Annotated in this window: 17 protein-coding genes and 1 tRNA gene; 12 read left to right on the forward strand and 6 right to left on the reverse strand. The window is 69.0% G+C overall.

Annotated elements, in window-relative coordinates:
* Positions 1-2: 2 nt before the first annotated feature.
* From RN729_RS03860 to RN729_RS03900, 9 genes are all read left to right on the forward strand, one after another.
* On the forward strand, positions 3-3,872 hold the full coding sequence (locus RN729_RS03860; protein ID WP_310782363.1) for a hydantoinase B/oxoprolinase family protein: 3,870 nt from the start codon (positions 3-5) through the stop codon (positions 3,870-3,872).
* The gene (locus RN729_RS03865) at positions 3,869-6,763 is read left to right on the forward strand and encodes a leishmanolysin-related zinc metalloendopeptidase (protein ID WP_310782364.1); all 2,895 of its coding nucleotides are present in this window, start codon (positions 3,869-3,871) and stop codon (positions 6,761-6,763) included. Before RN729_RS03860 ends, RN729_RS03865 begins: the two co-directional genes overlap by 4 nt.
* An 82-nt stretch (positions 6,764-6,845) precedes the next feature.
* Positions 6,846-7,052: an AbrB/MazE/SpoVT family DNA-binding domain-containing protein gene (locus tag RN729_RS03870; RefSeq protein ID WP_310782365.1), complete on the forward strand. Its 207-nt coding sequence runs from the start codon at positions 6,846-6,848 to the stop codon at positions 7,050-7,052.
* Positions 7,049-7,444 (forward strand): type II toxin-antitoxin system VapC family toxin, encoded by a 396-nt coding sequence (locus RN729_RS03875; protein WP_310782366.1) that lies wholly within the window; start codon positions 7,049-7,051, stop codon positions 7,442-7,444. The genes RN729_RS03870 and RN729_RS03875 overlap by 4 nt, the downstream gene beginning before the upstream one ends.
* Positions 7,441-10,182, forward strand: a complete 2,742-nt coding sequence (locus RN729_RS03880) for a M14 family metallopeptidase (RefSeq protein WP_310782367.1) — start codon at positions 7,441-7,443, stop codon at positions 10,180-10,182. The genes RN729_RS03875 and RN729_RS03880 overlap by 4 nt, the downstream gene beginning before the upstream one ends.
* Before the next feature lie 200 nt (positions 10,183-10,382).
* On the forward strand, positions 10,383-11,744 hold the full coding sequence (locus RN729_RS03885) for a DUF3696 domain-containing protein (RefSeq protein ID WP_343218892.1): 1,362 nt from the start codon (positions 10,383-10,385) through the stop codon (positions 11,742-11,744).
* The gene (locus tag RN729_RS03890) at positions 11,741-12,241 is read left to right on the forward strand and encodes a hypothetical protein (RefSeq protein ID WP_310782369.1); all 501 of its coding nucleotides are present in this window, start codon (positions 11,741-11,743) and stop codon (positions 12,239-12,241) included. The genes RN729_RS03885 and RN729_RS03890 overlap by 4 nt, the downstream gene beginning before the upstream one ends.
* 86 nt (positions 12,242-12,327) lie before the next feature.
* Entirely contained in the window at positions 12,328-12,924 is a 597-nt protein-coding gene (locus RN729_RS03895) for an RNA ligase family protein (RefSeq protein WP_310782370.1), read from the forward strand.
* 135 nt (positions 12,925-13,059) lie between these two features.
* The gene (locus RN729_RS03900; protein ID WP_310782371.1) at positions 13,060-13,893 is read left to right on the forward strand and encodes an N-acetylmuramoyl-L-alanine amidase; all 834 of its coding nucleotides are present in this window, start codon (positions 13,060-13,062) and stop codon (positions 13,891-13,893) included.
* Between the two features lie 27 nt (positions 13,894-13,920).
* On the opposite strand, the gene RN729_RS03905 is transcribed toward RN729_RS03900, so the two are convergent.
* Positions 13,921-14,565: an outer membrane beta-barrel protein gene (locus tag RN729_RS03905; protein WP_310782372.1), complete on the reverse strand. Its 645-nt coding sequence runs from the start codon at positions 14,563-14,565 to the stop codon at positions 13,921-13,923.
* A gap of 161 nt (positions 14,566-14,726) precedes the next feature.
* Here RN729_RS03905 and RN729_RS03910 point away from each other — a divergent pair, with 161 nt between their 5' ends.
* Together RN729_RS03910 and RN729_RS03915 are read left to right on the forward strand one after the other, a co-directional pair.
* A complete protein-coding gene (locus tag RN729_RS03910) occupies positions 14,727-15,434 on the forward strand; it encodes a hypothetical protein (protein WP_310782373.1) in 708 nt (235 codons plus the stop codon).
* Positions 15,435-15,453: 19 nt separating this feature from the next.
* Entirely contained in the window at positions 15,454-18,192 is a 2,739-nt protein-coding gene (locus RN729_RS03915) for a TonB-dependent receptor (RefSeq protein WP_310782374.1), read from the forward strand.
* A gap of 70 nt (positions 18,193-18,262) precedes the next feature.
* Here RN729_RS03915 and RN729_RS03920 read toward each other — a convergent pair.
* From RN729_RS03920 to RN729_RS03930, 3 genes are all read right to left on the reverse strand, one after another.
* Positions 18,263-18,335 (reverse strand) — tRNA-Lys (locus RN729_RS03920).
* 80 nt (positions 18,336-18,415) lie between these two features.
* Positions 18,416-18,997, reverse strand: coding sequence for a hypothetical protein (locus tag RN729_RS03925; protein ID WP_310782375.1), 582 nt, complete (start codon positions 18,995-18,997; stop codon positions 18,416-18,418).
* A 113-nt stretch (positions 18,998-19,110) separates the two neighbouring features.
* A complete protein-coding gene (locus RN729_RS03930; protein WP_310782376.1) occupies positions 19,111-19,845 on the reverse strand; it encodes a class I SAM-dependent methyltransferase in 735 nt (244 codons plus the stop codon).
* Between the two features lie 167 nt (positions 19,846-20,012).
* Between RN729_RS03930 and RN729_RS03935 the strand changes: the two genes are divergently transcribed.
* Complete coding sequence (locus RN729_RS03935) at positions 20,013-21,179, forward strand: hypothetical protein (protein WP_310782377.1); 1,167 nt, start codon at positions 20,013-20,015, stop codon at positions 21,177-21,179.
* Here RN729_RS03935 and RN729_RS03940 read toward each other — a convergent pair.
* Both RN729_RS03940 and rplS read right to left on the reverse strand, forming a co-directional pair.
* A complete protein-coding gene (locus tag RN729_RS03940) occupies positions 21,142-21,861 on the reverse strand; it encodes a ribonuclease HII (protein WP_310782378.1) in 720 nt (239 codons plus the stop codon). The two genes, RN729_RS03935 and RN729_RS03940, sit on opposite strands and share 38 nt — an antisense overlap.
* A complete protein-coding gene (gene rplS / locus RN729_RS03945; protein WP_310782379.1) occupies positions 21,834-22,205 on the reverse strand; it encodes a 50S ribosomal protein L19 in 372 nt (123 codons plus the stop codon). Before rplS ends, RN729_RS03940 begins: the two co-directional genes overlap by 28 nt.
* Positions 22,206-22,217 lie beyond the last annotated feature (12 nt).

Below are 22,217 nucleotides of genomic sequence, written 5' to 3' on the forward strand. Positions count from 1 at the left end.
GCGTGAGCGGCAGGACGACAAGCGAGTCGGGCGTCGGATCCGCAGCTGAAGCCCGGCTCGCCATAGACATCGGCGGCACCTTCACGGATGTCGCGCTGGAGACCGCCGGGCGCCTGGTCACGACGAAAGTGCTTACGACCGCCGCCGCGCCCGAGCGTGGCGTCCTCGAGGGCGTGCACAAGGTGCTGGGGCTCGCGGACGTCCCACCCACCGCCGTCCGGCTCGTCATCCACGGCACGACGCTGGCCACGAACGCGGTCATCGAGCGGCGGGGCGCGCGCACGGCGCTCATCGTCACGGCGGGGCACCGCGACGCGCTGGAGATGGCGCACGAAAACCGCTTCGAGCAGTACGACATCGGGGTCGACCGCCCTGCCCCGCTCGTCCCCCGCCGGCTTCGGCTTCCGGTGGAGGAGCGGGTCGACCACCGCGGCCGCGTCCTCATCCCGCTGGAGGAGGATTCGGTGCGCGCGCTGCTCCCGACGCTCGAGGCGGAGGGCGTGGAGTCCGTCGCGGTGGGGCTCATCCACGGCTACGCGAACCCTGCGCACGAGCGCCGGATCGGCGAGATCCTCGACGAGTGGCGGCCGGGGCTGGCGGTGACGCTCGCCTCGAACGTGTGTCCCGAAGTCCGGGAGTACGAGAGACAGTCCACGGCGTGCGCGAATGCCTACGTCCAGCCGCTCATGGCCCGCTACCTGACGGGGCTCGCGGATTCGCTGCGCGAGTCCGGGCTCGCCTGTCCCTTCCTCCTCATGACTTCGGGCGGGGGCCTCACGACGCTGGAGACTGCGGTCGCCGCGCCCGTCCGCCTCGTCGAGTCCGGGCCCGCCGGGGGCGCGATCCTCGCCAGCCACCTCGCGCGCGAGCTGGAACTGGGGGACGTCCTCTCCTTCGACATGGGCGGGACGACGGCGAAGCTGTGCGTCATCGACGGCGGGCAGCCGCTCCATTCCCGCACGTTCGAGGTCGCGCGCAGCTACCGCTTCAAGCAGGGGAGTGGACTGCCGGTGCGGATTCCCGTCATCGAGATGGTGGAGATCGGAGCCGGGGGCGGGTCGATCGCCGGAGTGGACGACCTGGAGCGGATCCAGGTGGGGCCCGCGAGCGCCGGGTCGGAGCCGGGGCCGGCGGCGTACGGACGGGGCGGAGACGAACCCACGGTGACCGACGCGGACGTCGTCCTGGGACGGATCGACCCGGAGTTCTTCGCGGGAGGCTCGATTCCCCTCGACAGAGGGCGGTCCGAAGCCGCGATCACGACTCGCGTAGGCGACGAACTGGGGCTCGACGCGAAGCTCGCCGCGCTCGGCATCAGCGAGATGGTGGACGAGAACATGTCCAACGCGGCGCGCACGCACGCCGTCGAGTGGGGGAAGGGCGTGGCCGGACGCACGCTCATCGCCTTCGGCGGCTCCGCCCCGATCCACGCCGCGCGACTCGCCGACAAGCTGGAGGTGGACCGCTTTCTGGTGCCCGCCGACGCGGGAGTGGGGTCGGCGGTGGGCTTCCTCCTCGCGCCGATCTCCTACGAGGTCGTGCGCAGCCGCTACATGCGCCTGTCCGGGTTCGACCCCGCCGTCGTCCGCGCCGTGTTCGATGAGATGAGAGACGAGGCGGAAGCGGTGGTGTCGCGCGGAGCGCCGGGCGCGGCCATGACCGGGAAGGCGCGCGCCTACATGCGCTACGTCGGCCAGGGCCACGAGATCGGCGTCGACCTCCCGGAGGACCTCGAGGACGCGGCGGCCCTGCGCGAAGCGTTCGACCGCGGCTACGAGACGGTGTACGGACGCACGATCCCCGGACTGGACATCGAAGTCCTGAGCTGGACGCTCGTCGTGTCGGCGCCCGCGACGCGTGCCGCGGACGTTCCCGCGGGAACGTCTGGCGGGGGGCAAGGGGGGCAGGCCGCCGCGGAGAAACCGGAGCCCGAGCGCTGGACCGAACTTTGGGACGGCCCCGGCGGAGAGTCCTCGGCGGCGGCCGTCCACACCCGCGCGGGGCTGGCCGGAGGTGCCCGTGTCGAGGGTCCGGCGCTGATCGCCGAGGACCAGACGACGACGGTCGTCCCCGAGGGCTGGGAGGCGCGGGTCGCGGCCGGCGGCCACCTCCTCGTCGAGCGGCGCGCGGCGGAAGCGGCCGACGCCGTGGCGGGCGCCATGTCGACAGGCGCCACCGCGGCGGGCGGCACTGCGGCGGGCACCGGCGCGCCAACCGGGATCGCCGCCCTCGAAGGGCAGATCATGTGGAGCCGGCTGCTGTCCGTGGTCGAGGAGCAGGCCCGGACGCTCGTCCGCACCGCCTTCTCGACGCCCGTGCGCGAGGCGGGCGATCTCTCCGCCGGCGTGTTCGACCTCTCCGGACGCATGCTCGCGCAGGCCGTCACGGGCACGCCCGGCCACGTCAACGCCATGGCCGCCTCCGTCGGGTTCTTCCTCCGGGACTTCCCCGTGGAGACGCTGGGCGAGGACGATGTCCTCATCACGAACGATCCATGGGAAGGCACGGGACACCTCAACGACTTCACCGTCGTCACGCCGACCTTCCTGGACGGGCGCCCCGTGGCGCTGTTCGCGGCCACGAGCCACATCGCCGATGTCGGCGGACGCGGCTTCGGGGCGGACGCGAACCAGGTGTTCGAGGAGGGGATCCGCCTTCCCATCGGATACCTGATCCGCGGCGGACGGGTGGACGAGACGCTCATGCGGCTGGTACGGGCGAACGTGCGGGATCCGGATGTCGCCCAGGGCGACCTCTACTCGCTGGCCGCCTGCAACCGCACGGGGTGCGAGCGCCTGGTCGCGATGATGACGGAGTTCGGGATCGATTCCCTCGAGCCGCTGGCGGAGACGATCATCTCCACTTCCAGGCAGGCGATGCGGGAGCGGATCGGGGCGCTCCGCCCGGGCACGTACCGGAACCGGATGAGGATCGACGGCTACGACGAGGACCTCGACCTCGTCTGCGCCCTCACGGTCCTGCCCGATGGGACGATCACGATCGACTGGGACGGCACCTCGCCGATGTCGTCGCGCGGCATCAACGTCCCCGTGACCTATACGCGCGCCTACAGTTCGTTCGGCGTGCGCTGCATCGTCGGCTCCGAGGTCCCGAACAACGCGGGGTCGCTGGCGGCGATCGACGTCTCCGCCCCGCCCGGCTCGCTGCTCAACGCGCCCCCTCCCGCCGCCGTTTCCGCGCGCCACGCGATCGGACAGATGCTGCCGGATGTCGTCCTCGGCTGCCTCGAACAGGCGCTGGAGCCCGGAGCCGTCCCCGCGGAAGGCGCGTCCTGCCTCTGGAACCCCGTCATCATGGCAGGGCCCGGACTGACCGGTACCCACGCGTACGGCGGAGAGGCGTTCGTCGTGAACCCCTTCCACGCCGGCGGCACCGGCGCCCGCCCCGGCAAGGACGGCCTGTCGGCGACCGCCTTCCCCTCCGGCGTCCGCAGCACGCCGATCGAGATCACCGAGACGGTCGCCCCGCTCATCTTCTGGCGGAAGGAGTATCTCCCCGACTCCGGCGGTCCCGGCGAGTTCCGGGGCGGTCTCGGTCAGGTGATGGAGATCTCGCACGCGTCGGACGAGGCGTTCGCCGTCTCGAAGATGTTCGAACGGGTCCGCAATCCGGCGCGGGGACGCGACGGGGGCAGCGACGGGGCGGCGGGGCGCGTCCACGTGCCGGACGTCGGCGAGTTCCGGCCCAAGGGCCGCGAGGTCGTGCCGCCCGGCCGACGCATCGTGCTCGAAACGCCGGGGGGAGGCGGCCTCGGCGACCCGGCACGGCGCCCGCGCGACCGGGTACGGGAGGATGTCCTCGACGGCTACGTCTCCGCCGACGAGGCGACCCGCGCGTATGGAGCACCGTGAAGATCTGGAAGAGGCGACCCGTTGCGGGGCGTCTGCGGGGTGACCTGATCGTGGACACGACACGGAGCAAGTGGACGCTGGCGTGCGCCGCGGCGGCGATCGCCGGCTGCGGCGGCGGCAGCACGGACCCGGATCCGGGGCCCGAACCCGCACCGACGCCCGTGGCGACCATCGTGCCGGGGTCGCCGGAAGCGTACGAGGGCCTCGATGCCATCGTGTCGGTCCGGCTCGATCCCGCTCCGCCATCTCCCCTCACGCTCCGATACACGCTGACCGCCGATGAAGACCCGGGAACGGCGGACGCGGACGCGGACGACTACGAGGCCGGTGGCTCCGCCTCCGTTGCCGCCGGCACGAGCGTCGTCGAAGTCCGGATCCCGATCCGCGACGATGCGGACATCGAGCCGGCGCGTGAAATCTTCCTCTTCACGCTGGACCCGCCGGCGGCGGACGCGGGGTACGTCCTCGGGGCGATGACCTCGATCCCGGTGGCGATCAGCGAAGGAGTCTGCGACCGCACGCCGGAGATTCGGGACGCCCTGGTCGTGCGCTCCCGAGCGACGAGTTGCCAGGAGGTCACGATCTCCCACCTGGGGATCACGACCCTGAACCTCGCCGGTTTCGAGATCCCGACTCTGCGGAGGGGCGACCTTTCCGGACTCTACAACCTGAGGAACCTCGACCTCTCCGGCGTGGCGTTCACCGAGTTCCCGACGGGCGTCTTCGCGGATCTCACGAGCCTCGAGACGCTGCGCCTGCGGAACAACGGCTTCGACCTGCTGCCGGAGGGCGCCTTCGAGGGACTCTCGAACCTCGTGACGCTCGACCTCGGCGGGAACAGGCTGGCGGCTCTGCCGGCGGCAGTCTTCCGGGATCTCCCGGCGTTGAAGGTGCTCGAACTGTTGGGGAACGCGTTCACCGCGCTGACGCCCGGCTCCTTCGCGGAGCTTCCGAAGCTCGAACGCCTGAACCTGAGCGACAACCGTTTCGAGACACTGCCGGACGGGGCGTTCACCGGGCTTTCGTCGCTGCTGTGGCTGTACCTGGGTAACGGCCGGATAGCGGAGTTGAACGGGAACACCTTCTCCGGCCTCCCCGGGCTCGAGAGTCTGCTGCTGCAGGACACCGGGTTGGAGACGCTGCCGGAGGGCGTCTTCGCGGGACTCCCCAGCCTCCGCGAGCTGCGGCTGGACCGGAACGCGCTGGAGTCGGTGCCCGAGGGGGTGTTCTCGGAGCTTACGCGGCTGGAGGCGCTGCGCCTGTACGGCAACCGGCTCGCGACGCTCCCCCCGGAACCGTTCGCGGGGCTCACGGATCTCCGCGTCCTGCGGCTGGAAGGGAACCGGCTGGAGGAGCTGCCTGAGCGGGTCTTCGTCGGGCTGTCCAGCCTTGATACGCTGCTGCTGGCAGTGAATCCGGGAGCCCCGTTCGCGCTCGCACTCGAACTCGAGCGGACCGACAACCCGGACCCCTCCGCCGCGGGTCCCGCCCGGATCGCGCTCACCGTGGCCGGGGGGGCGGCGTTCGCCATGACGGTTCCCCTTGTCGCCCGGGGTGGCACGCTCTCGTCGGAGTCGGCGGTCCTCGGAGCGGGCAGCGAGCGGAGCGCGGAGGTGACCGTGACCGCGACGGAGGGCGGCCAGACCGAGGTGCAGGTCGTGGCGGGCCCGGCGCCCGCAGTACCGGGATGGGTGACGGGAGTCGAGATCGGACTGGGGGACCCGCTCATCCTCTTCGGGGAGGGCGTGAACGCGCCGCCGGTGCCGGAGCGGGAGGTCGCGCGCCAGCGGATGCAGGCGGACGGCCACCCGACCGTGCTTGCAGCGGCCGGGTATTTCCGCGATCCGGAAGGGGCCGATCTGCGCTTCTCGGCCGCCACCGCCGACGCCGCGGTGGCCGCGGTGACGGTCGCGGGCGATGTCGTGACGCTGACGCCCGTCACCGCGGGCTCCACGACGGTGACCCTGACGGCTGCCGACCCGCCGGGCGCTACTGCCGAGCTCTCCTTCCCCGTCATCGTGCGGGAAGCGGCCGCGCGACCCTTCGACATCGACGTGATCCTGGTGGACGCGGTGACGGACTCGCAGGCGGAGGCCTTCGAGGACGCGGTGGACTTCTGGTCGGCCATACTGGCGGACACCGAACTCTCCGATGTCCCTCTCGGCCAGGATGTGGTGCCCGGGTGCTGGGACATCACGACGGATCAGCGCATCGGCACCGTCGACGACCTCGTCATCGTGGCGTCCGTCCGGGAGATCGACGGCGAGGACGGCGTCCTGGCCCGGGCCGGCCCCTGCGTCATCCGCGCCGGGTCCCGTCTGCCCTCCGTCGGCGCCCTCGAGCTGGACGCGGCAGACCTCGCGCGGCTCGAGGAGGAGGGGAACCTCAAGGACGTGGAAGAGGTGATCCTGCACGAGATCGGCCACGTGCTGGGGATCGGGACGGTGTGGATCCACCACGGTCTGCTGCGGAACCCGTCCATCCACAACTCGGGCGCGGACACGCATTTCACGGGCCCCCTGGCCATCGCCGCGTTCGACGAGCGGGGCGGGGCGAACTACGACGACGGCGAGAAGGTGCCGGTCGAGAACACGTCGGGACCCGGGGCGGCGGACTCCCACTGGCGGGAATCCGTACTCGGACACGAGCTGCTCACGCCGTTCCAGGCGGCGGGCGAACGCGACCTCCTCAGCCTGATCACTGTGCAGTCGCTGGCGGATCTCGGTTATTCGGTCAAGGTCGGGCTCGCCGAGATCTACCGGATTCCCGGATCCACGGGCGGCGCCCGCGCCACACCGGCACGCATGATCCCCTACGGCGACGACATCCTCCGGGGCCCCATCAGCGTCGTCGACCCCGACGGCCGCGTCGTCCGAATCATCCCGCGCTGAATCGCGTTCGTCTTGCAATAGTGTCGTCGATATATATGTTGACTTGCATCCACCGGTTCGAACACCGCATCATGAGCGCGCCATGACGATTGTCACGATTTCTTCTCGCTATCAGGTTGTGATCCCCAGAGATGTGCGCGAGCGCCTCGGGTTGAAGCCCGGCCAAAAGGTGCAGGCGCTGCCCTTCAAGGGACGCGTGGAATTGATTCCGCTCGAACCCATCGAGGCAGCTCGAGGCTTCGTCCGGGGCATCGATACGACCGTCCCGCGCGAGAGAGACCGTACGTGAACGTGGTCGATTCTTCGGCCTGGCTGGAGTACTTCGCCGATGGTCCGAACGCGCCGGAGTTCGCCGAGCCCATCGCCGAAATCGAACGTCTTGTCGTGCCGAGCATCACGTTGTTCGAGGTCTTCAAGCGAATCCGCGTCCAGCGAGACCCCGGCGCCGCGCTTTACGCCGTTGCGCAAATGCGGCGGGGGCGCGTGGTCGACCTCGACGGGGATCTCGCGGTCGCCGCGGCGACGTTGAGCGCTGAGCGGGGCTTGCCGCTCGCCGGCAGCATCATTCTCGCAACCTCCAGACAGGAGGACGCGGTCTTATGGACCCAGGACGCGGACTTCGAGGGGATGGAAGGGGTCGAGTACCGGCCGCATCGAACGACGGGAGAACGGAGCCGATGATCGCCAGGAACCTCTCGCTGACCGCCAGGTGGCGCACGGTAGTCGGATCGTGGATCGGCGCCGCGTTGATCGCAGGGTGCGCGACGGACTCCGGCGGCGGCGGGGGCGACGTGCCGATGCCGGCGGAGGTCATCGGGTTCGCGCCCGGCGAGGACTACAAGCTCACGAACTACGACGGGATCAAGGCCTACTTCGAGGCGCTCGCGGCTTCCACCGACCGCATGGCGCTGGAGCAGATCGGCGAGAGCACCCGGGGCGAACCCCTCTACCTCGCGGCGATCTCAGCGCCATCGAATCTCCGGCGTCTGGAACGGATCAAGGAGATCACGCGGACGCTGGCCTATGCCCGCGACCCGGACGAAGGCTACGGATCCGTCCTCGACGAGGAGGAGGCGCGGGCGCTCGCGCGGGAAGGCGTCGCGATCGTGTGGATCGACGGCGGGCTGCACGCGACGGAGGTCGCCCACGGGCAGTTGATGCCGGAGATGGCACGCCACTTCGTGACGGACGAGTCCCCCGAGACCCGGCGTGTGCGGGAGAACGCGATCGTCCTCCTGATGCCGAATATGAATCCGGACGGTCTGAATATCGTCGCCGACTGGTATATGTCGAATGTGGGCGGCGAATTCGAGATGGCGCGCGTCCCGGAGCTTTATCATCACTATATCGGGCACGACAACAATCGCGACTGGTACATGCTGACGCAGGTCGAGACGCAGGCGGTGACGCGGCAGCTCTATCATAACTGGTTCCCGCAGATCGTCTATAATCAGCATCAGTCGAGCCCCTTCCCCGGGCGGATCTGGATGCCGCCCTTCGAGAACCCCGTGAACCCGCACCTCGATCCGCTCGTCGTGAGTTCCCTGAACCAGATGGGACACTCGATGCGGCGCCGCTTCGACGAGGAGGGGAAGCCGGGCGTCAACAGCGGCATCGTCTTCGACCTGTGGTGGAACGGTTCCATGAGAGGCGGACCCGACTATCACAACATGCTCGGGTTCCTGACGGAGACGGCGGGCGCGGGCTACGCGACGCCCCGCTGCTACGACGAGGACGAGATCCCGGACACGTTCGGAGCCCGCGCCGGGAACCTGCCCGCGAAGACGCCTTCTACGAACTACAACAACCCGTGGCTCGGCGGCTGCTGGCACCTGCGCGACGCCATGGACTACATGATGACCGCCGCGAAGGCCGTGGCGGACATGGGCGCGAAGCTCAAGGAGGAGTACCTCTTCAACCACTACCTCATGGGCCGGCGCCAGATCGAGCGCGGAAACGCGGCGGAGGGCGGCCCGTTCGCCTACGTGCTCGACCCGCGGGCCTCGCACGACCCGGGCACGGTCGTCGAGTTCATGGGTCTGATGTCGCGGTCCGGGATCGAGTTCCTGCGCGCGTCGGAACCGTTCTCCGTATCGGGATCGGAGGGAGACCTCGGCTTCCCCGCCGGATCGTACGTGATTCCGCCCCAGGCTTTCCGGCCGTACGTGGTGGACCTGATGGAGCCCAAGGAATACCCCGACCGGCGCCAGTACCCCGGCGGACCGCCGGAGCCGCCGTACGACATGACGGGGTACGAACTCCGCTTCCAGATGGGACTGGTGGTGGTGAACGTGGACGAACCGTTCGACATGCCGCCGGGCGAATGGGGTGAGGTCTCGTCCGACATCGGCGAGGTGCGCGGCGAGGGAGCGGCCGGGTTCGCCGCGCACGGCAACGCCAACTCGATCTATCGCGGGTTGTCCGCCCCGCGCGGTGGACCCGACGAAGGCGGGGACGAAGCTCCGGAGCGCCTCCGCACCGTGGAGATGCTCACGACCCCGAACGGCGAGGTGCCCGCCGGTTCGTACTGGCTGCCGGATCTGTCCGCCGATGAGGCGCGCACTCTCGCCGCCGACCACGGACTTACGCTCACCGGGATCTCCTCCGCACCCTCCGCCGGCGCCGTGGCCGAAGCCCGACCGCCGCGCGTCGCGATCTACCGTTCGTGGCAGGCCCCGATGCCCGAGGGCTGGACACGCTGGGTGCTGGACCAGTACGGCTTCGAGTGGGAGAACGTGTGGGACGCGGACGTGCGGGGCGGCGACCTGTCCCGCTTCGACGTCATCCTCCTCCCCTCGCAGGCCTCGGGCGGGATCGCGAACGGGAACCTGCCGGAGACCATGCCGGAGGAGTACACGGGCGGGCTCGGCGAACCGGGCGCCGCGGCTCTCCGCGCCTTCGTCGAGGCGGGGGGATGGCTCGTCGCCGTCGACCAGGCCGTGGACTACGCGATCGAGACCTTCGGCCTCCCCTTCCGGAACCGGGCGCGGGGGCTCTCCTCGCGGGAGTTCTTCATTCCGGGATCCGTGATCCGACTCGACGTCGACCCCTCGCACCCGCTCGGCTACGGGATGGACGAGGCGGCGATGGCTCTCTTTTCTCGCAGCCAGGTATTGGAGAGGACGGGCGGCGCGGCGGGGGGCGCCGGCGCTGCGGGCAACATTGGCCGGATATCGACCCCGGTGTGCTACGCCGCCTCGGATTTCCTCGTGAGCGGATGGACGCTGGGCGGCGAGGAGGTGCTCGCCGGCTACCCGGCCGCCGCGCAGATCGGCGTCGGCGAGGGGCAGGTCGTGCTGTTCGCGTTCCGCCCGCACTTCCGCGGGCAGCCGCGCAACACGTTCAAGCTCCTCTTCAACGCGCTCGCGGCCTCCACCACGGAGGGACTCCCCGCCAGCCCCGGCCTGACCTGCCTCTAAGCAGAACCCGATGCCTGCTCGAGCCTGCGGTATCAAGCACCCCCTTCGGTGCGCTACCGCCGCCCTGCCTCGCGCGGGACGCCCCTTTGCTTGCAGGCCACACAGCGCTCGTCTAGCATCCAGAGCCCGAGAATCGAGAGACCAGCGGCAGCCCGGAATGCCGATACGACCACACGAGGATCTACGCGGGAGCAACGGAAGTGTTGACGCGCCTTAGGCTGGAGAATTTCAAGGCATGGCGGGAAGCCGACGTGACGCTCGGCAGAGTGACCGGCTTCTTCGGGACCAACAGCGCCGGCAAGAGTAGCCTACTCCATCTCCTCCTTCTGCTCAAACAGACGAGGAATGCAACGGATCGCGGGATCATCCTCGATTTTGGTGGACGGGCGGAAATGGTGAACCTCGGGACGTTCGCGGATGTGGTCCACCGGCATGACGAAGAGAGGACAATCCGCTGGCTGCTCGAGTGGGAACTGCCCAAGTCGCTTAGAATCACCGATCAGTTGACTCGATCCGCCAAGCCGTTGTTGGAGGCAAGCAGCCTTGCGATACGATATGAAGTGGGCTTTGAGAAAGCTCGCCTGTCTCCTCGGGAGCTGGCATATCGGTTTGACGGTGTCGATTTCCTATTGCGGCCAAAGCCCGACTCGAGACGGAAATTCGAACTTGCAGCCGATCCTCCGGTGTTCTCGTTTATTCGAAACCCGGGCCGTGCATGGCATCTGCCGCAACCCGCGAAGACCCATCTCTTTCCCAGCCAAGCAAGGAGTTACTATCAGAACACGGCTTTTCTCGGTGATTTTGAATTGGAGTATGAGAAGTTGATGGACTCCATCTACTATCTCGGCCCCTTGCGCGAGTATCCGCAGCGAGAATATCACTGGGCTGGGTCAAGTCCGGAAGATGTGGGCCGCCGAGGTGAGCGGACGATAGATGCGATACTTGCCGCCAGAACCCGCGGGAAGGACTGGAGCCTCGGGTATAGGATGCACAAGAAGACCTTCGAGGGGATGATCGCGTACTGGCTGCACAGGCTGGGACTGATTCATGATTTCCATCTCGAGGAGATCGCCCCGGGAAGCAACCTGTACCGGGCGATGGTCAAGACGTTCTCGTCCAGCGTGCCGACGCCCCTTACGGATGTCGGATTCGGCGTGTCTCAGGTACTGCCGGTGCTGGTGCTTCTCTATTACGTCCCGGAGGGTTCGACGGTACTTCTGGAACAGCCGGAAATCCACCTCCACCCCTCTGTACAGAGCGGACTGGCCGACGTCATGCTGAACGTGGCTACCGTGCGCAACGTACAGATCGTCCTGGAGAGCCACAGCGAATACCTGATGCGGCGTTTGCAGCGTCGCGTGGCCGAAGAGGACGTATCCGCCGAAGATGTGAAGCTGTACTTCGTTTCCCCAAGGCGAGGCGAAGCGCAGGTCTCCGATCTGCTCCTGAACGAGTGGGGGGAGATCGAGAACTGGCCGGACAAGTTCTTCGGGGACGAAATGAGCGAGATCGCCGCGATCTCCAAGGCCTCCCTGAAACGACGGATCGCGCAGTCGGGATGACGGCGTTCGTCGTGGACACCAACGTGGCCGTAGCTGCCAACGGCCGCGCCGATGCGCAGGCCGACGAAGAATGTCAATTGGCCTGCGTGGAGAAGTTGGAGTCCGTGGTTGCGACCGAGGTCGTCGTGATCGACGATGGAGGGGCCGTTCTAGAGGAATACATGGGACGGCTGAACCTGTCGGGAATGCCGGGGGTTGGCGATGCATTCTTGAGACATGTGTTCAACCACCAGTTCACGAACGAGCGGGTACGAAGGGTCGCCGTCACGCCTTCGAAGGATGACCGGCGAGGGTTCGAGGAACTCCCGGACAATACCTTCGACCGCTCGGACCGTAAGTTCCTCGCCGTTGCTGTGGTTGCAGGAGCCGTCGTGCTGAACGCAACCGACAGCGATTGGCGCGAACACGCAGCGTTGATGGAGAGCTTGGCGGTGGAGGTTAGTCAGCTTTGTCCGCATCAGGCGTCGAAAGCGGCTCCGCGCGACCGGTCCTCGTGAAGAGTCGTTCCAGCGCGCCGTGGAGCGCGAAATACCCCAGTACGCCCTACTGGCCGTGGTCCCCAACCCTCGGGCGGGGTGACGCGGTGCACGGGAATCCGGACCGGTTCGTCGGCGAGCCCGTGGTGGTGACGGAAAAGCTGGACGGCGGCAACACGCTCCTGCATGTCGGCAAGGTCTATGCGCGTAGCGTTGCCGTTCCGTCCAACGACAAGTGGATGGCGATGGTGAAGAAGCACCACGCATGGAAGGTGAACGAACCGGCGGTCTATCTCTACGGTGAGGACATCTACGGCGTGCATAGCATCGCCTACGACCCTGTGGCGGAGCACGAGACGTTCTACGCCTTCGCGCTTCGGGGCGAAGATGGCGCCTTTGCCGCCTTTGAGGAACTTGAGGCCTATGCAGAGCGTTTGGAGATTCCCGTGGTCCCGGTCCTGTTCAAAGGCGTTTTTCGGTCCGTCGCCGAGTTGCGCGCGTTCATCGAGCGGGTCCAAACGGAGCCGTCCGCGCTCGGTGGTGAGCGGGAGGGCATAGTGTTGCGGTTGGCGCGAGGGTTCCCGGCGGAGGAGTTTGCGGACAACGTTTGCAAGAGCGTCCGGGTCGATCACGTTCGGACCGACGAACATTGGACCAGGAACTGGCGACCATGCCGGATCGCGGGGCGCGCCGGTTCGAGTTGAGTCCGGGCACCCTGAACGTCGCGGGCCGTTGCCGAGCCGTTGCCGCGCGGGTTAGCGTCAAACGCGCCGAGCCGTTCGGGGGTTGAAGGCGTGGGGTGGCGAAGGGGTGGGGACTGCGCTCGAGGAGGTCTCGATTTGAAGCTGACGGTACTCACGGCCGCCGTGGTGCTCTTTGCCGGATTCGAGGGAGCCGGCGTCGGCAGCGCCGCAGCCCAGGAGCAGCGAGCCACGGAACGCGACGCCGCCGCGAGCGAGCGGTGGCGCAGGTGGCGGGACTACAACCGCTACCCCGGCCCCATCCCCACGCCCGAGGAGTGGGAGGCCCCCGCGGGCCCGATCCGGATCGGCCTCCAGGTCGGTCACTGGCGCGCCAGCGAGGCCCCGAACGAACTCCGCCGCATCCGCTACAACGGCACGCGGTGGCGGGAAACCGCCGAGTGGGAGGCAAACCTCGCCATCGCCCGGCTGGCGGGCGCGGAACTCGAGGCGCTGGGCTACGAGGTCGACCTCCTCCCGGCCGTCGTCCCCCCCGGCTACCGGGCGCACCTCTTCATCTCGATCCACGCGGACGGGAGCGACAGCCCCGCGGCATCCGGATACCGGGTTTCCGCCCCGCGGCGCGACGCCACCGGACGGGCCGAGGCCGCGGCGCGCGTGCTCCGGGAAACGTACGGCGCCGCGACCGGACTCAGGCAGCTGCCGGTCTCGACCCGCCGCATGCGGAACTACTACGCCTTCAACTACCGCCGGTACGAGCACGCGCTGCATCCGATGACGATCGCGCTGATCATCGAGACGGGGTTCATGACGAACGCGCGGGACCGCGAGATCATCCTCGATGCGCCGGAGAGGGCCGCACGGGGGATCGTTGAAGCGGTCAAGGCATTTCCGATCACGCGGCTGCCGGCCGCGCCGACCCCGGGCCCGCAGGACGGCCAGCGACAGGACGGCCAGCGACAGGACCGTTAGCCGACGGTCCTCGCAGGCCTCTGCGGGTCATCCTCCGACCCGCACTCCAACGCCGGCCAGGATCGACAGGTTGCGCGCCTTCGCCCCGTCGGACGCGGGATCCCAGTGGAGGTTCCGCACCCCGTAGTGGTAGCGGGCCTCGAACGTCGCGAACCAGGCGTCGACCACCGCCGCCTCGACGACCGCGCCGACGACGAGACCCACGTCCGCCACGCCGCGCCGCCGGAAGCGGCCCTCGCAACTGTTGCTTTCTTCGAACTGCGCCACGCCGCCGTCCAGACGGCAGCCGACTTCGTGTCCCCAATATCCTCCCGCCACGAGAATCGGCCGCACGCGCGCGGGCGCCGGCGTCAACCGGAAGCGGAGCAGGATGGGGAAATCCAGGTAGGACATCCTCGTCCTCGACCCGTCCTGATGGAGGCCCGAAGTCGAGAATCCCCGTTCGATGTAGAGCGCTTCCAACCCGACCGTCGCGCGCTCCGACAGGGGCAGTATCACGAAACCGCCCCCCGCCTTGCGCAGGAGCGCTGCCGATGTGAACTGGTCGATGAAGGCGGCGTCGGCCCAGGTCACGCCTCCCTTGAGACCGAACGCGGTCTGCGCCGCGATGGATCCGTGACTCAGCAGCGGCGTGACGGCCGCGAACGCCGCAAGCCACCTGATGGCTCTCACATTCCGCTCCTTGTCTCCATACCCGGCCCGCCCGGTGGTCCGTCGCCGATGCGGCGAGGCGCACAGCGACAAGCTGCGTCGGCGGGTACCGTTCCGCCATCATCGGGTCCGCCAGCGTCATCTTTCCATCATCCGCCGATGGGCCACAGATTCACGCCGCAATGGACAGCGAACGCAGGTACGGAGAAGAGGAGGTCCGCAAGGTCTTCGCGCGCGCCGCCGAGGCGGACGAGGAGGAGCGCGCGAGCCTGCCCTCCCCCGTGGACGGCGGACTCACGCTCGGGGAGCTCCAGGCCGTGGGTCTCGAGGTCGGCCTCTCTCCGGAGCGCGTCGCGGCCGCCGCCGCCGAACTCGATGCGACCCCGCCACTCGTACCGCGGCGGAAGCTGCTCGGCGTTCCGATTTCCGCGGGCCGGATCGTCGACCTCCCGCGGGAGCTGACGGATCGCGAGTGGCACTTTCTCGTCGCCGAATTGCGGGCCACGTTCGACGCGAAGGGCGAGGTCGGGGCCGACGGCGGGATCCGCGAATGGAGCAACGGGAATCTCCACGCCGTCCTCGAGCAGACGGAGTCCGGCCACCGGCTCCGCCTGGGCACCCGCAAGGGCGACGCGCTCGAAACCACCTTCCTGGGGATCATGTTCGCCGTCATGGCGGTGATCGTCGCCTTCATCATGGTCGCCGACGGCAGGGCGGGCGCGGCGCTGATGGTCCCTGCGCTGATGGCCCTCGGCGGGGGAGGCGTGCTGGTCGCCAATGCCATCCGGCTGCCCCGGTGGGCGGGCGAACGGGAACGGCAGATGGACCATGTCGCGGCCTGGACTCAGAGTCTGCTCGCGGCCGCCCCGAAGGACGTGGAGGGGACATAGGATGCGGAGGAGGAGCGGGATGCGAAGGATCTTTATCGTTGCCGTCCTGGCGCTGCCGGCGGCCCCGGCGGAGATGATCGGACAGGGCGGACTGGACGTGTCCGTGCGGGACGCCGAGACCGGCGCCGGACTGCCGCGGGCCCAGGTCTCGTTGCCGGGGCTCGGCTACGGCGGGATCGCCAACTTCGAGGGGCGCTTTCACATCGCGAACCTCCCGGCCGGGACCGTCAGCGTGGAAGTCCGGCTGATCGGCTACGCCATCGCGTCCCGCGAGGCGACCGTCGTGGACGACTCCGTCGTCGTGGTCGAGATCCCGCTGACCCCGACCGTGATCTCCGTCGCCGGTCTCGTCGCCGTCGGCAGCCGGTCGCGACCCCGGACGGCCACGGAATCGATGGTCCCCATCGACGCGCTCGCCCCCTCGGAGCTGCTCGACCAGGGGGACACGGACATCGGCGACCTCCTGAGAACGACGATTCCCTCCTACAACATCAACCCGCAGGCGGTGGGAGACGCGGCCAGCATCGTCCGTCCCGCGAACCTCCGCGGCCTGGCGCCGGACCATACGCTCGTGCTCGTAAACGGAAAGCGGCGCCACCGGGCGGCGGTCATCACCTGGATCGGGAACGGTCTCGCCGATGGCGCGCAGGGCCCGGATCTCTCGAGCATTCCCGCCATCGCGCTGCGCCAGGTGGAGGTGCTGCGGGACGGCGCCTCGGCCCAGTACGGCTCCGACGCCATCGCCGGCGTCATGAACTTCCATCTCAAGGACGCCCGCTCCGGCGGCGCGCTCGAGGTGCGGGGCGGCGGCTTCGGCGACGGCGGGGGCGAAGGCTACACGATATCGGGGAACACCGGACTGCCCCTCGGCGCGACGGGTTTCGCGAACGTGAGCGCCGAGTACGGGCGCTCGAACTCGAGCAACCGCAGCGTACAGCGTGCGGACGCCGCGCTCCTCGTCTCCCGGGGGAACACGCACGTGCGGGACCCGGCACAGATCTGGGGCGCGCCGGAGATCGAGGATGACCTCAAACTGTGGGGCAACTTCGGCTACTTCCTCGGCAGCGGCACGAAGGCCTACGCGCACGTGAACTACGCGAGCCAGCGGCTCACGAGAGGCTTCTTCTACCGCAACCCGAATACGCGGAGCGGCGTGTTCAGCCTCGATGGCGGGGAGACGCTCCTCGTCGGCGACCTGCTCGACGCGCAGGACGGGGTCCTCGACGGCTCCGCCGGCTGTCCCGTCGTCCGGGTCACCGACGGCCTTCCGGATCCGGCCGCCCTGGCTCACGTCCTCTCGGATCCGAACTGCTTCACTTTCCAGAAGCTGTTCCCGGGCGGCTTCACCCCACAGTTCGGGGGAGACCTGAGGGACGCCGCGCTCGTGGCCGGCGTGGAGGGTCAGATCGGCCGCCTGCAATGGGACGTGAGCGCGAACTACGGCACCAACGAGGTGGACTTCTACATCTTCAACACCGTCAACGCCTCGCTGGGCCCGGCCACGCCCACCGAGTTCGATCCGGGGCTCTACCGGCAGGCCGACATCGATCTGAACGTCGATGCGGCGTACACGGTGAGCGATCTGCTCGATCTGGCGGCGGGGTTCGAGTGGCGGGACGAGCACTTCACGATCGGGCTGGGCGAGGACGACGCCTGGACGATCGGCTCCCTCGCGCCGCAGGGATTCAGCGCCGGCTCCAACGGCTTTCCCGGCTTCAGCCCCATCGCCGCCGGCGACTGGCACCGGACGAACACCGCCCTCTACGCGGACGCCGAACTCCGGGACTACCGAAACGACCGGTGGACGCTCGGCGGAGCCCTTCGCTTCGAGAACTTCGAGGACTTCGGCTCGACGCTGAACGGCAAGCTCGCGGGGCGCTACGGCCTCACCGGCAGCCTCGCCCTGCGAGGCAGCCTGAGCACCGGTTTCCGCGCGCCCACGCCCGGCCAGCAGAACGCCTTCAACGTCTCCACCATCTTCGACCGCGAACTCGGAGACCTGGTGAACAGCGGCACGATTCCTTCCACTTCGGCCGTTGCGGAACTCCGCGGGGGCGTCCCGCTCGACGCCGAGAAATCCCGCAACCTGGCGGCGGGCGCCGTGCTGGATCTCGGGTCGTTCCTTCTCACGACGGACTATTTCCGCGTGGTCGTATCCGATCGCATCGCGTTGACGCAGCGCTTCAATCTCACCCCCGACGAACAGACGAGACTCGTCGAGGAAGGCATCGTGAGCGCGCGCAACCTCCAGGAGTTCCGCTTCTTCACGAATGACTTCCGCACCCGCACGCAGGGTCTCGACGTCGTCGCCACCTACGCGCCCCCCGCCCTCGGCGGACGAAGCACGATCAGCTTCGCCTTCAACCGCACCGACACGCGCGTCACGAACTTCGATCCGGTCAAGGTTGACGACACCCGCATTCGCCAGCTCGAGGAGGGCCTCCCGCAGACGCGCTGGATCCTGACCGGGAAGCACGGGCTCGGCCGGCTGAGCTTCATGGGGCGCCTCAGCCACTACGCCGGCTGGTTCGATTCCCGGGACGACGTCTCATATCCCGGCAACCTGCTCGTCGATCTGGAGGCGGCGTGGTCGATCGGCGAGTCGCTCACCCTCACCGTGGGGGGACAGAACGCGCTGAACCGGTACCCGGAGGAAAACCCCGGGGCCGCGTTCTCCGGCAATCGCTACGGCCCCGGAACCCCCTTCGGCTCGAACGGCGGCTACTACTACGCCCGCCTCGCCTATCGCTGGAACTAGCGGCCGCCGCGGAGCCCGTGCGCGGGGTGGCGGTGGTGGCGCGGCTGGTGCGGGATCGCGCGGAATGGAATGACCGGGGTGGGGGTCGAACCCACGACCTGCGGATTAAAAGTCCGTTGCTCTACCAACTGAGCTACCCGGCCGCGAGCGGGGCGCACCCGACGGGGCGCCGCCCGGCGCGGCTCAAGCTAACACCGGCGCCGACGCCGTACACCTTTCGCGGTCAGCCCGGGGGACGGGGCAGCCCGCGGAGGATCCGAACGCGGGAACTGTCCGCCTCCAGTTCCGCCGGGAGCGTGGCGGCCCCGTGACGCGCGATGCTCCGCACCTGCCCGGTGGCGCGGTCGATCACCATCATCGCCCGCGCGCCGGCCTCCCGGCCCACCGTGGCCACGCCCTCCGGCCCGCTGAGTTCCAGCCGATCCAGCGCCTCCGTCCACACGGGATCGAAGGGAATCGAGTAGGAAAAGCCCTTGCTCCCATCCGAGATCTCGCCCGGCGTGAAGCGGATCGAGAACAGCGTCTCTCCCTCGCCATCGAGCCCCCGCACCCGGTAGTCGCCCGGCGCCCCGGGACCGCGGGCTCTCCCCTCGTACGCGAAGGCGGGTTCGAGCACGAGTTCTCCGTCGGCCCGGACGCCCCCCCAGAGCATGAGAACCGTCGATTCCTCAGAGGGTTCTCCGGACGCCTCCGGTGGCCGCTCCTGCGCCAGAATCCCGCCCGCGGGCGGCGCCGCCGCCGCTACGGCCGCCAGGAGTGCGGCCCGAACCGCGACCCGTCGCGTGCACTTTCCCGATCCGTCCATGGTGGGCTCCTACCCGCTCCCTTGCGCGTTGATCCTTGCTCCGTCCTGATCGGCGCCCAGGCCGTCGCAACCGCCGACCGCTTCCTGACGCGCGACCGCGGATTCTTCTCCAGCTACTTCCCCGAACTCGACCGTAACGGCTGAAGCGCGCGGCGCGAGATCCAGCCGCCATAAAGGAGCGCCCGGTAGTATCGCCACGCGTCCTCGAACCCCGCCTCCGCGAGCAGTTGGAGGATGCGCGCCTCCGAAGCCCAGTGGATGCCCTCGTCGATCCTGGCCCTGAACGCGGCTCGCTCCGCCTCTCCCATCCCGTGGATCTTCCAGTAGCGGCTCCACGCCGCGAAGAGTTCGTCGAAGCGGGGGCTGCTCCGGTCTCCGTGGAGTTCGAACAGGAGGAAGGGGGCGCCGGGCGCGAGGCGGCGGGCGATGTCGTGCAGGAGCGACTGCTTCGCGCCGTCGTCCGGGAGGAAGTGCATGACGTTGAAGCAGGTCGCGGCCGCGAAGCCGTCCTCGTCGAGGTCGGAGACGTGGCCGTGGACGAGGCGGGCGCCGTCTCCCACGCCGGCCTCCCGCATCCGGCGCCTGGCGATCTCGATCATCTGGCGCGATGGATCAACGCCGGTCAGCCGCCAGCCGGGTTCCGCCGTCTTGAAGGTGACCAGCTCGATGCCGGTTCCGGCCCCGACGACGAGCACCCTCGGACTCGGGCCCACGCGGCCCGCGAGGAGCGCGAGCGCCTGCCGGAACGAGCTCCGGTAGCCGGGTATCACCGTGCGGGCGATGTACTCGTAGTCGCCGCCGTAGTCTCCGTCGAAGTCGAAGGGTTCCGCGCCCTCGGGTGTATTCATGGGCACAAGAGACTCCCGGCCGCGAATTCGTTCAAGTGTGACGCAGCGGCCACGCGGGGCGTGAACCCGACACGAGGTCGCGACTCGTAAGGGGGTAGGTAGCGGCTCGCATGGGACGGGTCGCGCACGTGTTGAGATTCAGATTGCCGAAAGGCACGATGGTATAGATGAAAAAGATGAGATTGGCCGCGCGCGTGCAGGTTGCGGCGCTGGCCGCACTGTCCGTCTTCGCCGGTTGCGGCGCGGCCGGAGCGGGGAACGATCCGGCCATGGCCGGCCGCCTCGCCGCCGCCACGGCGAACATCCGGCCGGAAGAGAAGATTCGCGGCGTCTCCTTCTCCGCCCCGCGGCGCGAGATGGCGCCCGATGCGCTCGTTCGCGCGTCGATGACGGGGGCGAACTGGGTCGCCGTCATCCCCTACGCCTTCGTGGATCCCGCCCACCCGCGCGTCGCGTTCGACCGCGAACGCCAGTTCTGGGGCGAGAGGACGGAGGGCGTCGCGAAGACGATCGAATACGCCAGGGAGAGCCGGCTCTCCGTACTCCTCAAGCCGCATCTCTGGGTGCGCGGGCAGGGCTGGCCGGGCGAGTTCGTGCCCGACACGGAGGAGGACTGGGAGGTGTTCCTCTCGGGGTACCGCGAGTACATCCTCCGGTTTGCACACGTCGCCGACTCGATGGACGTGGAGATGTTCAGCGTCGGCACGGAGGTCGATCTCGTCGCGCTCGCGCGGCCCGACTACTGGCGGTCGCTCATCGAGGAGGTGCGGGCGATCTACGGGGGCCGCCTCACGTACGCGGCGAACTGGGACAAGTACGCGCGGATCGACTTCTGGGACGCGCTCGACCTCGTCGGCGTGGACGCCTATTTCCCCCTGACCGACGACGCCACGCCGGACGTGGAGACGCTGGTCGAGGCGTGGGAGCCGTGGAGCGAGGAGCTGCGCGAGGTCGCCCTCGCCACGGGGAAGCCCGTCCTCTTCGCCGAGTTCGGGTATCGCAGCGTAGACGGCGCGGCGGGCCGCCAGTGGGAGTTGCCGGACGGACGCCGGGCGCGGGGAGTGCCGGCGAACTACGAGGCGCAGTCCGGGGCCTACGAGGCGCTCTTCCGGGTGTGGTGGGATCGTCCCTGGTTCGCGGGTGGTTTCGCGTGGAAGTGGTACGCGGGATCTCCAGCCGGGGAGTGGATCGCCACCGACTACTCGCCCCAGGGCAAGCCGGCGGAGACGGTCATGGCCACGTGGTACGGGGGCGACGCGAGCCCCGGCACGCCGCCGGTTCTCACGCCTGCGGATCTCACGGCGGATCGACCGCCCGGTCCGGCGCCGGATTGAACTCGAGTTCCGTCTGCAGGACACCCTGGAAGGTGATCCGGTGGTGCGGCGTCGGGCCGTGCCGGCGGATCGCTTCCATGTGCTCGCGGGTCCGGTATCCCTTGTTGGACGCCCAGCCGTAGAGCGGGTACCGCGCGTCGAGGCGCCGCATCAGGCGGTCGCGCGTGACCTTCGCGAGGATCGAGGCGCAGGCGATGGAATGCGAGGCCCGGTCTCCCCCCACGATCGAGCGGTGCTCGCCGAGTTCCGGGACCGGATTGCCGTCCACGAGCACGAGTTCCGCCGGTAGCCCGAGACGATCGAGCGCGCGGCGCATGGCCACGATGGTCGCGGCGCGGACGTTGAAGCGTTCGATCTCACGGGTGGATGCGGCGGCCACCCGCCAGGCGAGACTTTCCGCGCGGATGCGTCGGGCGAGTTGCTCACGGCGGGGCGGGGAGACCTGCTTGCTGTCCGTGCATCCCTCGAACTGCTGTCCCGGGTGAAGCGCCACGGCGCCAACCATCACGGGACCCGCCACCGGACCCATCCCGGCCTCGTCGATCCCGACGACCACGCGGAGGCCGGAAGCCCAGCCCTCTTCCTCGTGGTCGAGCGGCGCCGTGGCCGGCGCGTCTGGAGCGGGCGTCGCGTCCGGAGTGTGCGTCGCCGGTGTCAGCCGTCCTGCTTCTTGTCGAGCCACCACTTTCGCTCTCGCACCCGGGCCCGCTTGCCGCGGCGGTTGCGCAGGTAGTAGAGCTTGGCCCGCCGGACATCGCCCCGCCGAACGACTTCGAGGCCCACGATCCACGGGGAGTGGAGGGGGAAGATCCGCTCGACGCCGACGCCGCCGGAGATCCGCCGCAGCGTGAAGGTCGCGTTGACCCCAGCCCCGCGGCGGCCGATGCAGACGCCCTCGAACGGCTGCACGCGCTCCTTCTGGCCTTCCTTCACGCGTACGCGGACGCGCACCGTGTCCCCCGGCGCGAAGGCCGGAAGGTCCGTGCGCTTATATCCCTCCTCGATACCGGCGATTCTGGGATCCATCGTTCGTCTATC

Source organism: Candidatus Palauibacter polyketidifaciens (genome assembly GCF_947581785.1).
GTDB classification, from domain to species: domain Bacteria; phylum Gemmatimonadota; class Gemmatimonadetes; order Palauibacterales; family Palauibacteraceae; genus Palauibacter; species Palauibacter polyketidifaciens.

What these genes read in the sequence shown, in the direction of transcription:
- RN729_RS03925 (WP_310782375.1), bottom strand. Translation starts at nt 18,997, where the DNA reads ATGGACGGATCGGGAAAGTGCACGCGACGGGTCGCGGTTCGGGCCGCA.
- RN729_RS03890 (WP_310782369.1), top strand. Translation starts at nt 11,741, where the DNA reads ATGACGGCGTTCGTCGTGGACACCAACGTGGCCGTAGCTGCCAACGGC.
- rplS (WP_310782379.1), bottom strand. Translation starts at nt 22,205, where the DNA reads ATGGATCCCAGAATCGCCGGTATCGAGGAGGGATATAAGCGCACGGAC.
- RN729_RS03935 (WP_310782377.1), top strand. Translation starts at nt 20,013, where the DNA reads ATGAAAAAGATGAGATTGGCCGCGCGCGTGCAGGTTGCGGCGCTGGCC.
- RN729_RS03915 (WP_310782374.1), top strand. Translation starts at nt 15,454, where the DNA reads ATGCGAAGGATCTTTATCGTTGCCGTCCTGGCGCTGCCGGCGGCCCCG.
- RN729_RS03930 (WP_310782376.1), bottom strand. Translation starts at nt 19,845, where the DNA reads ATGAATACACCCGAGGGCGCGGAACCCTTCGACTTCGACGGAGACTAC.
- RN729_RS03880 (WP_310782367.1), top strand. Translation starts at nt 7,441, where the DNA reads ATGATCGCCAGGAACCTCTCGCTGACCGCCAGGTGGCGCACGGTAGTC.
- RN729_RS03910 (WP_310782373.1), top strand. Translation starts at nt 14,727, where the DNA reads ATGGACAGCGAACGCAGGTACGGAGAAGAGGAGGTCCGCAAGGTCTTC.
- RN729_RS03870 (WP_310782365.1), top strand. Translation starts at nt 6,846, where the DNA reads ATGACGATTGTCACGATTTCTTCTCGCTATCAGGTTGTGATCCCCAGA.